The organism is Metabacillus sp. 113a, assembly GCF_050107635.1.
GTDB lineage: Bacteria > Bacillota > Bacilli > Bacillales > Bacillaceae > Metabacillus_B.
On the sequence record NZ_JBNILJ010000001.1, the window covers coordinates 190,920 to 203,375 of the forward strand.

Annotated in this window: 7 protein-coding genes and 1 pseudogene; 6 read left to right on the top strand and 2 right to left on the bottom strand. The window is 49.1% G+C overall.

All coding sequences use genetic code 11. From position 1 onward, the window contains the following. Positions 1-218 precede the first annotated feature (218 nt). The gene (locus ACQCVE_RS00995) at positions 219-1,193 is read left to right on the top strand and encodes a quinone oxidoreductase family protein (RefSeq protein WP_426843885.1); all 975 of its coding nucleotides are present in this window, start codon (positions 219-221) and stop codon (positions 1,191-1,193) included. A 39-nt stretch (positions 1,194-1,232) separates the two neighbouring features. Here the strand turns inward: ACQCVE_RS00995 and proC are convergent, their stop codons facing one another. Then, a complete protein-coding gene (gene proC / locus ACQCVE_RS01000) occupies positions 1,233-2,081 on the bottom strand; it encodes a pyrroline-5-carboxylate reductase (protein WP_426843886.1) in 849 nt (282 codons plus the stop codon). Between the two features lie 460 nt (positions 2,082-2,541). On the opposite strand from proC, the gene ACQCVE_RS01005 reads away from it, so the two are divergent. The 5 genes and pseudogenes from ACQCVE_RS01005 to ACQCVE_RS01025 all read left to right on the top strand — a co-directional run bounded on the left by ACQCVE_RS01005 (position 2,542) and on the right by ACQCVE_RS01025 (position 11,690). Next, on the top strand, positions 2,542-3,501 hold the full coding sequence (locus ACQCVE_RS01005; RefSeq protein WP_426843887.1) for an MBL fold metallo-hydrolase: 960 nt from the start codon (positions 2,542-2,544) through the stop codon (positions 3,499-3,501). Positions 3,502-3,512: 11 nt separating this feature from the next. Next, positions 3,513-4,301 (top strand): SDR family NAD(P)-dependent oxidoreductase, encoded by a 789-nt coding sequence (locus ACQCVE_RS01010; RefSeq protein ID WP_426843888.1) that lies wholly within the window; start codon positions 3,513-3,515, stop codon positions 4,299-4,301. A 232-nt stretch (positions 4,302-4,533) separates the two neighbouring features. Continuing rightward, positions 4,534-5,112 carry a TetR/AcrR family transcriptional regulator gene (locus ACQCVE_RS01015; RefSeq protein WP_426861304.1) on the top strand — a complete coding sequence of 193 codons (579 nt, stop codon included), beginning with the start codon at positions 4,534-4,536 and terminating at the stop codon, positions 5,110-5,112. Positions 5,113-5,129: 17 nt separating this feature from the next. Next, positions 5,130-8,299 (top strand): annotated as a pseudogene (locus tag ACQCVE_RS01020) (bifunctional cytochrome P450/NADPH--P450 reductase). A gap of 217 nt (positions 8,300-8,516) precedes the next feature. Beyond that, positions 8,517-11,690, top strand: a complete 3,174-nt coding sequence (locus ACQCVE_RS01025; protein ID WP_426861306.1) for a bifunctional cytochrome P450/NADPH--P450 reductase — start codon at positions 8,517-8,519, stop codon at positions 11,688-11,690. An 18-nt stretch (positions 11,691-11,708) separates the two neighbouring features. On the opposite strand, the gene ACQCVE_RS01030 is transcribed toward ACQCVE_RS01025, so the two are convergent. Then, entirely contained in the window at positions 11,709-12,146 is a 438-nt protein-coding gene (locus ACQCVE_RS01030) for a hypothetical protein (RefSeq protein WP_426861308.1), read from the bottom strand. Positions 12,147-12,456 lie beyond the last annotated feature (310 nt).

Here is a 12,456-nt window from a genome sequence, read left to right on the forward strand (position 1 = left end):
GTGTGAAAAATCAACACCACACTTTAACAAATCCAATAAAACAAATAGGCATTATCTAAAATATACCAGTTCTCCTATCACAGCGAACCTCTATGCAGGAGCCAGTATTTTATTTAGAAAGCAGGCCGCGAACTTTTTCTGTCCCCAAATATTCCTCTATTATTTTACTTTAAAAGGAAATAGAATAAGATTATGGGATAAGCAAAGGGGGAAAGGCTATGAAGGCAATTGTCGTTGAGGAGTTTGGCAGTTCGGAGCATATGAAGTACATAGATGTCGACGTTCCTGAACCGGATGCACAGGAGGTATTGATCCAGGTTGAAAAAACAAGTGTAAACTTTGCCGATGTGAAAGGGAGATATGGAAAAAAGGCTGCGAAAACACCATATATTCCAGGTCTTGACTTAACAGGAACGGTTATTGGAATCGGAGAAGAGGTGACGGGATTTCAGCCTGGACAGCGGGTAATCGCATTTCCTTCAGGAGGTTCTTACACAGAGTATGCGGTAGCAGATCAGCGGCTCACATTTGCGATACCGGATTCGATGGATTGGAGTGCGGCTGCTGCTTTTCCCCTTGTTTCCTTCACTGCGTATCAGCTTTTGGCTGATGTTGCGAGGGTCCAGCCTGGGGAGACGGTTCTGATCCATGCCGCTGCCGGGGGGATTGGAACGACTGCTATCCAGCTTGCCAAGCGGATGGGTGCTGTTCAAGTCATCGGCACCGTCGGAAAAGTAGAGAAAATCAAAGCGGCCTATCAGGCTGGGGCGGATCATGTTATCTGCCTTGAGAGCGAAGATTTTCCTCCGGTTGTGATGGAGTCAACGAATGGCCTGGGAGCGGATGTGATTTTGGATTCCATTTCAGGAGAGGTTTCAGAGAAAAGCCTCACCTGCCTGGCTTCATTTGGGAGGCTCGTTCACTTCGGGAATGCAGGAGGAGAGCCGGGACGGTTTAAAACCTCGGATCTTCATGCCGGCTGCCGTTCTATTTTAGGCTTCAGCTTTGGAACAACGCGTAAAAAGCGGCCAGAGACCCTTCAGAAAACAGCGGAAAAAGTGTTCGCTTTGCATCAGGAAGGGAAGCTTTCCATCCAAGTTGGGAGCCGTTTCCCCCTGGAGGAAGCGGCCGCCGCTCATGAGTTAATGGAAAGCAGGCTGAGTACAGGGAAAATCCTGCTCGATGTAAGGTAACCGAAAAAAACAGGGAGTCCGCTATGTGCGGGCTCCCTGTCAGGCTTTTCGAATCTTTTTCAGTCCGCCGTCGGCGATTAGCGCCTCTAATTCTGCAGACCTCTCTGCGGCTCTTTTCACACATGCAATAATGGCTTCGTTAAATTGATACCCTTTGAGAGCTTCAATACCGGCTTCTGTCGTTCCTCCCGGACTGGTCACTTCCTTGCGCAGGAGGGAGGCCTGTTTATCGGACTGCATCAGCATTTCCGAAGCGCCTGCAAGGGTTTGAAGGATTAGACTTTTGGCAGTGTCGCCTTGCAGCCCGACTTCCGCAGCTGCGTTTTCCATTGCTTCGATAAAATAATACACGTAAGCGGGACCGCTTCCGGAAAGTGCTGTTACCGCGTCGAGATGATGTTCTTCTACAACCGTAACCAGCCCAATCGTCTCCAGCAGATGCTTTGCCATTTTAACCTGATGCATGGTCACTTCTTCGCTTGGTGAAATAGCGGTGGCGGACATGCGGATGGCCGCCGAGGTGTTTGGCATCGCGCGGATTACGGGTGCTTGTTTGCCAAGAAGTTTTTGGATGCTTTGGATCGTAACGCCTGCGAGGACAGAAAGGAACAGCTGATTTTTTACAAAAGGTCTGATAGAAAGAATCGCCTCTTCAGCGTCCTTCGGTTTCATCGCTAAAATGATTACATCTGATTGGGCGAGGAGCTCGGCTTTCGTTTTCGTTATTTCAATCCCATACTGATCCTGCAAATAAAGGAGCTTGCTGCGGTCGCTGCGGTTGCACACTGAGATTTGATCCGGTCTTACGACATTTCCGTTAATCAATCCCGAAATCATCGCTTCTGCCATCGAGCCGGCTCCGATCAAGCCAATGTTCATCCTTCTCATCCTTCCTTTTTAAAAAAACTGAATTTGTGCAGCATAAAAAAACCCTTCCATCCTTATACAGAAAAGGACGGAAGGGTCTCCGCGGTACCACCTTAGTTGGCGCAAGCGTTCTGCACCCAGCTCAATGTGCCTGTAACGCGGGCTGCGTTTAGGTTTGCCTAACAGCTGGCAGGGTAGGTTCGATCCTCAAGCGGGCTGCACAGTTTTTCAGCCGGTGAACTGTGCTCTCTTTCGCCATTGATGGATGTACTGGTCCTGATCATCGCCGATTCCGATATCTTGTTTATATTTGTACTCCATTATGCAAGGGTGGACAAGCTAATGTCAATAAGGGAAATAACCTTTTTTTAGCTGAATTATTTGAATATAATGACAAAATTAACGAATAAGGGTAAAATTGGTTTGTACATATTCCAGGAGATCAAATTTTGTATGCAAAAATAATAAATGGGGGAAAAAAATGAATCCAATCACTGACCGGGAAGCGATCAAAGCGCTCCCTATCCCGACTCCTTTTCCGGTAGGGGATATCAATGCGTACCTGTATAAAGGCGACTCCCTTACACTGATTGACGCAGGACCTAAAACAGAAGAGGCCCTGGATGCACTCAAAGATCATTTAGGAGAGTGCGGATACGGGCTCGGGGATATTGAACAGGTCATTGTTACCCACCATCATCCTGACCATGTCGGATTGCTGGATGAGCTGAAGGGGGCGCAAATCATCGGGCACCCCTATAATGAACCATGGCTTTCCCGCGATCCGGAATTTCTTGAAAACCAGAAGGGATTTTTCCACGGACTGCTGCTGGAGTTCGGTGTGGATCCTGTCTTTCTTAAATATATTAAAAACTTAGAGCGGTCCCTTGCCTTTTCTTGTACCGTTTCGCTCAGTCAATCCATTCGGAGCGGGGATCCGGTTCCAGGAATGCCCGGATTCAAGGTTTTGGAAACACCAGGGCACGCCCAGTCTCATATTGCCCTGTACCGGGAAAAGGATGGAGTCTTATTTGGCGGAGATGTCCTGCTGAAAAAAATTTCCGCCAACCCGCTGCTTGAGCCGCCAATGGAAGGATTGGAACGCCCTAAGCCCCAGCTTCAGTTTAACGAAACGTTTGAACAACTGCTCGGCTTACGGATTACGAAGGTGTATTCAGGGCATGGAGAAGTGATCGAAAACGCACATGAACTGATTGCCTACAGGCAAAAGCGGCAGGGCGACCGTGCAGAGGAAGTGCGCCGGATGCTTGCGGAAAAGCCCATGACGGCCTTTCAAGTCTGTACGGAGCTGTTTCCGACCGTTTTTCATAAAGAGCTGATGCTGACCATGTCGGAAAGCGTTGCCCAGTTGGATTATTTAGAGAACCTAGGTAAAATAACATCAAATGGTTCAAAGGAAAACCGAATGTATTTTACTTAGGATGGTGGAGCATGGATTTAAAGAATAAAGTGGTGTTTATCACCGGTGCATCAGGCGGAATCGGAGAAGCAATGGCGCGGAAAAGCGCTGCTGCAGGAGCGGTTCCAGTCCTGATGGCACGCAGAGAAGACCGGCTCAAATCACTCGCTCTCGAGCTGAAGCAAACATATGGTGCAGAAGTGTTTTACGCAAAACTGGATGTTTCAGATACGAAAGAAATAGCCTCTGTTTTTCAGCAGCTGGCCGCAAAGACAGGCCGCGTGGATGTCCTCGTTAACAATGCGGGATTTGGTGTGTTCAAAACCGTTGAGGAATCTGCTCTCGAGGAAATGAAAAGGATGTTTGAGGTAAATGTATTCGGGCTGATTGCCTGCACGAAGGCTGTGCTTCCCGCAATGAAAAAGCAGGGGGGCGGACAGATCATCAACATTGCCTCCCAAGCCGGAAAAATTGCAACGCCTAAATCAAGCCTTTACGCTGCAACGAAGCATGCCGTGCTCGGGTTCTCCAACAGCTTGCGAATGGAGTGCACCGGTACAGGAATCAAGGTGACCACTGTGAATCCGGGTCCCATTAGAACAGATTTTTTTGAAACCGCTGATGAGAGCGGCGACTATACAAAGAATGTAGAGCGCTGGATGCTCACTCCTGATTTTGTTGCAGAGAAAGTCGTACGCTCCATGGTCCGGTATAAACGGGAAATCAATCTGCCGCGCTGGATGAATGCAGGGAGCACGCTGTATCAGATGGCCCCGGGGCTGATTGAAAAGCTTGCCGGGAATGCTTTCAATAAGAAATAACGGAACGGTCTGCAGCATAAGCCCGCCGCTTGAGGATTTGTCTGCCTCACACGGCGGGTTTTGCTATGGCATCGGGTTCCATTATTTGATAGAAAAGTCAGAATTGACGTACAATCCGGGTTCTTTTGCTTAGAAGCTTTTTCATTCTTCTGTTCTATTCATCTGTTAAGCTTTCAGCGTTACACTAATCTAAACGGAATGAATGTTCATTCCGTTTAGAAGGGGGATTTGAATGACCGTCATTGCAGGAGGGAAAGAAAATCAGATCTTAGAGGCCGGGCTCATCTTGTTTGCCGGACGCGGATTTGATGCGACGGCCGTACCTGCAATAGCTGATAAGGCTGGAGTAGGGGCGGGCACCATTTACCGTTATTTTGACAATAAAGAAACGCTCGGCAACGTACTTTTTCAGCAATGTTCAAGACAGCTTGAAGCTGCGCTGTCACATGGTCCCCGAGATGCGGTGGATCTGAGGGAGCAGTTTCGGCACTTTTTCTATGGAATGGTCACTTTTACCAATAAACATGAGCATGCTCTGTGCTTCATAAGGAATCACGCCCATGCGCACTTTTTGAATCAAAAGAGCACGGATCAATTTATACAGGCCCTGTCCGGCCTCTATGATTTTTTTGAAGAAGGAAAAAAGAAGCGGATGATCCGGAATTTGCCCTCCAACGGCTTGATCGCGATTTTATTCGGAGCTTTCTTGGAGCTTCACCGCCTTATTCGTGCCGGACACCTGGAAGAGACGGCGGAGCTGTTAAGCGGAATCGAAGAAAGCTGCTGGGATGCTGTAAGAATTCATCAATAAGAAAGAAGGAATGCTGTATGACGCTAATGAGCAAAATTCCACAGCCGGAGCTTCATGGAGAGAATTTGCAAGTGCCGCTGCTGAATCCGGAAAAGCCGGTTCAGTCACTTATGAAGATTGCGGAGCAGATGGGACCAATCTTTCAATTTCAGAAACAAACTCAATCCACTGTCTATCTGTCGGGGCGGGCGCTGACAGCAGAGGTATCAGATGAATCAAGGTTTGATAAAAGTGTAAGCCAGGCGCTGAAAAATGTCCGCGCTTTTTCTGGTGACGGCTTGTTTACGAGCTGGACGCATGAGCCAAACTGGAAAAAAGCACATAATATTCTGCTGCCGAGCTTCAGTCAGAAGGCCATGAAAGGATACCACAGCATGATGGCCGACATCGCGATTCAGCTGGTGCAGAAATGGGAGCGCCTTAATGCCGGGGATACGGTGGATGTCTCAGAGGATATGACAAGGCTGACTCTTGATACGATCGGACTTTGTGGATTTAACTTCAGGTTCAACAGCTATTACCGCGAGAAATTCCATCCATTTATTGAGAGTATGAACGGGGCACTCGGGGAAGCGATGAGCAAGCTGCAGCGCACCGAAACAGACGAAGCCTTCCTAAAGAAAAAGGAGGAAGCCTTTCAGGAGAATATTCAGTCTATGTTCAGCCTGGTTGACGAGCTGATTGCGGAGCGCAGACAAATGAAGGTGGAGGAATGGGCGGACGACTTGCTTTCTCACATGCTGAGAAGCAAAGATCCGGAAACAGGGGAAGGTCTCGATGATGAAAACATCCGTTTTCAGATTATCACCTTTTTAATTGCCGGCCATGAGACAACAAGCGGCCTTCTCTCGTTTGCCCTCTATTATTTACTGAAAAACAAGGATGTTTTGAAAAAAGCTCAAGAGGAGGCGGACCGTGTTTTGACAGAACCGGTTCCGGGCTACAAAGAGGTCAAAAAGCTTAAATACGTGCAAATGATCTTAAATGAAACCCTGCGACTCTGGCCGACCGCTCCTGCTTTTTCCCTATATGCCAAAGAAGATGAAATAATCGGCGGAGAATTCGCCATTGCCAAAGGGGAGGAAGTCACTGTTCTGCTTCCGCAGCTGCACCGCGATCCGGAAGTTTGGGGGGAGAATCCCTCACAATTTAAGCCGGAAAGGTTTGAGGACATGAGCGGGATTCCGCCGCATGCATTCAAGCCGTTCGGGAATGGGCAGCGGGCCTGTATCGGCCAGCAGTTTGCCCTGCATGAAGCAACATTAGTCCTCGGCCTGCTTCTGAAGCATTTTGATTTTGACGACCATACCAATTATGAACTGAATGTTAAAGAGACTCTTACTCTTAAGCCGAATGAGTTTACGATGAAGGTTAAATCCAGGAAAAGATGGATGGGCTTTGCGGTTTCAGCAGAGCAGCCGGTAAAAAAAGAACAGCGTGCTGCTGCCGGTGAGCCCGACGAGGACGCCCATCAGACACCGATGCTTGTCCTTTTCGGCTCCAATATGGGCACAGCTGAAGGTTTAGCAAAGGAGCTGGCTGAAAAAGGTGTGCAGCTGGGATTCAAAGCAGAGGCTGCGCCGCTTGATGACTTTGCAGGAAAGCTTCCTAAAAAAGGAGCCGTTGTTATTCTCACGGCCTCCTATAACGGAAATCCGCCTGATAATGCACAAGCGTTTGTGCATTGGCTGGAGTCGGCCGGTCCGGAAGAACTGAAAGGGGTTCAGTATACCGTATTCGGATGCGGAGACCGGAATTGGTCGAGCACGTATCACAGCGTATTCCTCAGCTCATTGACCGGACGATGGAGGAGAAAGGCGCGATTAAAATTGCAAGCCGCGGCGAGGGAGATGCAGATACAGATTTTGAAGCGGATTTTGAACTGTGGCAAGAAGGGTTCTGGACAGAGGCTGCTTCCCATTTTGATGCAGAACTTCCATCCGGAGCCGGGGAAGGTGCTTCTCTTACGGCAGAGTTCGTGCCGGGTGTGCAGGTGACCCCTCTTGGGGAAGCTTATAAGGCATTTTCAGCCGAGGCTGCCGTATCAGCAGAGCTTCAAGCCGAGGCGAGCGGACGGAGCACCCGCCACGTGGAGCTGATCCTGCCGGCTGACAAAACGTACAAGGAGGGCGGACATATCGGTATCTTTCCCAAGAACAGCCCGGAGCTTATCAGCCGGGTTCTCCGCCGCTTTCAGCTGAGCGGAGAAGAACAGCTTCTGCTGCATGGAGAAGGGGCCAGTACGTCTCACCTGCCAAAAGAACAGCCAATTGGTGTGCGGGAGCTGCTTTCCGCCTATGCAGAGCTGCAGGAGCCGGTTACGAGGACACAGCTGAAGGTCTTAGCTTACGTTAATGTGTGTCCGCCGCACCGGATGGAGCTAGAATCCATGCTGGACCGCTATCAGGAGGAGGTTCTCTCCAAGCGGGTTACAATGCTTGAGCTGCTGGAAAAGTACATGGCATGCGAGCTTTCATTTGAACGGTTCCTAAGCCTGCTTCCGCCGCTTAAACCGCGCTATTATTCGATTTCCAGCTCTCCGGATGCATCCCCCGGCAGAGTCAGCCTGACCGTCAGTGTTTTAAAGGATTCTGCGTGGAGCGGTGCCGGAGAATACAATGGAGTGGCTTCGGGCTACCTCGCCCGTATTATGCCGGGAGAACGCGTCTCCTGCTTTATAAAAGGACCGCAGGACGGCTTTGAAAGGCCGGAAGACCCGGAAATTCCCCTGATCATGGTCGGCCCCGGTACGGGAGTTGCTCCATTCAGAGGCTTTCTGCAAGGCCGGCGTGTCCTGAAAGAGAAAGGGGCAAAGCTTGGAGAAGCCCATCTCTATTTTGGCTGCAGAGCCCGTGAGCACGATTATTTGTATGAAAAGGAATTGAAGGAAGCGGAACGGGATGGTTTAGTGACCCTTCACACAGCTTTTTCGCGGGAAGAAGGCAAGGCAAAAACCTATGTTCAGCACCTGATTAAAAAAGAGGCTTCCTCACTCATTCGGTTGCTGGAACAGAACGGCCGCCTTTACATTTGCGGCGACGGCAGCAAAATGGCGCCTGATGTAGAAAATGTCATAAAAGAAAGCTATCAGTCTGAAAAAAATGCATCAGAAGAAGAAGCGGCCTCCTGGCTTGCCAATCTTCAAATGCAGGGACGCTTTGCAAAAGATGTATGGGCAGGGAAATAATATTTCAGCACAAAGGAAAGCAGCCTGGCGAAGGCTGCTTTTTCCTTTGGCGAATCAGGGCTTTAAAATCAGTTTTTTTGCAGGAATTCGATGTTTTGTCCAGCCAAATGTGCAAAAACAGCATATTTATATAGCATTCATAAGTTTTTGCGGAACGGCAGAACTTTTCATCTTGAGCGAATGAAACAGAATCATAACTGAAAGAGGGAAATGCTATATGACGTCTTTAAGACAAATCCCGGAGCTGCATGTGAAAGAGCCGGATGGGGGCAAGTCTATTCTGGACCCTGGAAATATCATTCAGTCCCTTATCGAAATCTCTAAAAAAGCCGGTCCCATATTCAGGTTCGACAGACCCCGGAATGGAGCTGTTTTTCTTTCAAGCCATAAATTCGCAGCAGAAGTATTCGATGAGGCGCGGTTTGATAAAAGTGTGGGCGCTGCTTTGCAAAACCTCCGCCCGTTTTCCGGAGATGGGCTATTTACAAGCTGGACTCATGAGCCCAACTGGAAAAAAGCTCATGGAATTCTTATGCCAAGCTTCAGCCAGAAAGCAATGAAAGGCTATCACATGATGATGGCGGATATTGCAGTCCAGCTTGTCCAGAAATGGGAGCGCATGAATGAAGGGGAATCCATCCATATCCCGGAAGATATGACAAAGCTTACGCTCGATACAATCGGTCTTTGCGGCTTTAACTATCGTTTCAACAGCTTTTACAGGACAGGATTCCATCCATTTGTGGAAAGCATGAATGCCGCCCTTCTTGAGGCAATGAGCCAGCTGACGAGGTCCCATAAAGAGGAGGCATTATACAAGAAAGAGCTGGACGCTTTTCACGCCGATATCGGAATCATGTTCGGACTCGTCGACCAGCTTATAGCGAGCCGCAGGAAACAGCCGGAAAACCGGTGGCCCGGGGATCTGCTTTCACACATGCTTCGCAGCAGGGACCCCGAAACCGGGGAAATGCTGAACGATGAAAACATCCGCTATCAGATGATTACGTTTTTAATCGCGGGCCATGAGACAACAAGCGGGTTGCTCTCCTTTACCATGTACGAGCTCTGCAAAAATCCGGCTGTCCTGAAAAAAGCACAGGAAGAAGCCGACCGTGTCCTTACTTCTCCCGTGCCTTCGTACAAAGAAGTGAAAAAGCTGAAATATATTCAGATGATTGTAAACGAAGCACTCCGTCTTTGGCCCACCGTTCCGGCCATTTCGCTCTATGCAAAAAATGATGAAATAATCGGCGGTGAATTTGCCCTTCAGAAGGGACAGGAGGTAACCGTTCTTCTTCCCCGGCTTCACCGCGATCCTGCTGTATGGGGGAAGGATGCTGACGTGTTCAAACCCGGGAGATTTGAAGATATGAGCACCATTCCCCCTCATGCCTACAAGCCTTTTGGGAACGGGCAGCGAGCCTGTATCGGCCAGCAGTTTGCCCTGCATGAGGCAACCCTTGCACTCGGGCTTCTGCTAAAGCATTTTGACTTCGCAGATGACGCGAATTATCAGCTGGCAATAAAAGAAACGCTGAGCTGGAAGCCGCACAGTTTTACACTAAAAGCTGTATCCAGGAAAAAATGGACGGGATCAGCAATGATCGCTGAACATCCATCAGCAGCCTCATCTATAAGGAATTCGCTTCAGGAACCTGCTGAAGATGCTCATCGGACACCGCTCCTCATTCTTTACGGGTCTAATATGGGAACCTCGGAGGAACTGGCAATGGAGCTTGCGGGGACAGCGGGCCGGCTTGGGTTTCAAGCAAAAACGGGAGCTTTGGATGATTTTTCCGGCAAGCTGCCGAAAAAGGGTGCCGTACTCATTATTACCTCCTCCTACAATGGAAATCCCCCGGATAACGCCGTGAAATTTTTTCACTGGCTCGGTAAAGCTGGCAGAAATGAACTGGAAGGGGTGACGTACACCGTGTTCGGATGCGGCGATCGAAGCTGGTCTGCGACCTATCAGCGAGTTCCTGCAGATATGGACCAAAAGCTGGAGGAGAAAGGTGCTTTTCGATTGTGTGTCCGGGGCGAAGGCGATGCAGATGGTGATTTTTTCGGCAGTTTTAAAGCTTGGGAGCACGAGATGTGGAGAGCGCTTGCTGCTCGCTTTGAGCTGGATGATGCCGCTGCCAGCCCAGAAGAGGATGAGACCTTATCCATTGAATTTGTCAGCAGTGAACCAATGGCTCCTGCTGCCCTGAAGCATCAGGCGTTCATCGCTGAAGTGACAGTGAACAAAGAGCTTCAATCGGCTGCCAGCGCACGGAGCACCCGCTATCTTGAATTGTCCCTGCCAAAAGATGTGACCTACAGAGAAGGGGGGCATATTGGCATCCTGCCTCATAATCGTGAAGAGTTAGTGAATCGCGTCCTGCTGCGCTTTGGGCTCAGCGGCAGGGAAAGGGTTGTTCTGAGGGGAGAAGGAGCAAAGACTGCACATCTTCCAAAGGGGGAAACCATCGAAGTTCGCAGACTGCTTACCGAGTACGTGGAGCTGCAGGATCCTGTTACAAAGACCCAGCTGAAAATACTCGCAGAAGCCACGGTCTGTCCTCCTCACAGATTTGAACTGGAAGCAATGCTGAAAAGGTATGAGGAAGATATTCTGCCTAAGCGGATTTCCATGCTTGCACTTTTGGAAAACTATTTGGCCTGTGAGCTGAATTTTGAACGGTATATTAGCCTGCTGCCGCCCCTCAAGCCGCGTTACTACTCCGTCTCCAGCTCTCCTCAGCGTTCTACTGGAAAGGTGAGCTTAACCGTAAGTGTGCTTAAGGAACAGGCATGGAGCGGATCAGGAGAATACCATGGGATTGCTTCATGCTATCTTGCCCGCCTGCTGCCGGGAGCTCAAGTTACGTGTTTTATTAAAGAGCCCCAAGCCGGCTTTGAAATGCCTTCGAACCCTGCGACACCTATTATTATGGTCGGGCCTGGCACTGGAATTGCCCCATTCAGAGGTTTTCTGCAGAGACGGAGGATTCTTCAGGAGCAGGGATACAGTCTTGGGGAAGCTCACTTGTACTTTGGCTGCAGAACACGGAAACACGACTTTCTTTACGAAGAGGAACTGAAAGAAGCAGAACGGGATGGGCTCGTAATCCTTCATACCGCTTTCTCCCGGGAGGATGGGAAAGCGAAAACGTATGTGCAGCATCTTATGAAAAAACATGCATCTCAAGTGATATCGCTTTTTGACCAGCATGCACATCTATACATTTGCGGGGATGGCAGCAAAATGGCACCGGATGTGGAAGCGGCAATGAAAGAAATCTACCAGGCCGAAAGAGATTCATCCGAAGAAGAAGCGGCCGAGTGGCTCGCTGATCTGCAGCAGCAGGGCCGTGTTGCGAAAGACGTTTGGGCAGGAAAATGATTGCAGAGAAAGCAGCTCTTATCGGGGCTGCTTTCTTACACTTGAAAGGAGAATATATCCGAAAGCCGTTCCGCAGATCGAGCTGATCATGAGATTTTGCAATGTCCCATAGCCTCCTGTGAGAAAACCTGGAAAAGGCAGGAGGTGCTCGCCGGTAAGAAATTGAAGGTTTGCTCCGGTCAAGTATGCAAGCGGCAGGCCAATGATCAGGAGCTTTAGCCACCCGATTTTCCAGCGCCCTTCCCGCCAGATGTCCAGTATCAGCTCTGGAGCTGCAAACAGCATCCCGGCTGCAACCGGGAAGAGATATTGAAACGCTGAAAATGTTCTAAGGTCATAAATTTCTTTCGCTTCCTTTTCTAACACCATTCCGAATCGCACACCGCTATATAAGAACCATCCCGCCACAAGTAAAAATACGAAATAAACAATCCCATTTCTAACGGAATTTGCCATATTATCCCTCCTCACCCTTTATACCATTATATTCCATTAATGATGGATTTACACTCTTAATACTCCTGCGCCGGTTCTTCATCTTCCCAAAGTTCCGTCCATAATGGTTGAATGAACAGATCAGCCTATTCTCCAGCGGTGCTTTTTGCAACGTCACAGCTGCTTGCTATTTCCCCTGTTATAAAGCCATTCCTTCTGCCTGAAAAAAGATTTCCCCCCAGGAAGGCTTTCTTTTTGCCTGCTATCATGCAGTTTTTCACTGTTCGCCAAAAACTACCATTGAACACGAACGTTTATTCGATTATGATTA

Coding starts and splice junctions, on each gene's coding strand:
- proC (WP_426843886.1), bottom strand. CDS start 2,081: ATGAGAAGGATGAACATTGGCTTGATCGGAGCCGGCTCGATGGCAGAA.
- ACQCVE_RS00995 (WP_426843885.1), top strand. CDS start 219: ATGAAGGCAATTGTCGTTGAGGAGTTTGGCAGTTCGGAGCATATGAAG.
- ACQCVE_RS01015 (WP_426861304.1), top strand. CDS start 4,534: ATGACCGTCATTGCAGGAGGGAAAGAAAATCAGATCTTAGAGGCCGGG.
- ACQCVE_RS01025 (WP_426861306.1), top strand. CDS start 8,517: ATGACGTCTTTAAGACAAATCCCGGAGCTGCATGTGAAAGAGCCGGAT.
- ACQCVE_RS01030 (WP_426861308.1), bottom strand. CDS start 12,146: ATGGCAAATTCCGTTAGAAATGGGATTGTTTATTTCGTATTTTTACTT.
- ACQCVE_RS01005 (WP_426843887.1), top strand. CDS start 2,542: ATGAATCCAATCACTGACCGGGAAGCGATCAAAGCGCTCCCTATCCCG.
- ACQCVE_RS01010 (WP_426843888.1), top strand. CDS start 3,513: ATGGATTTAAAGAATAAAGTGGTGTTTATCACCGGTGCATCAGGCGGA.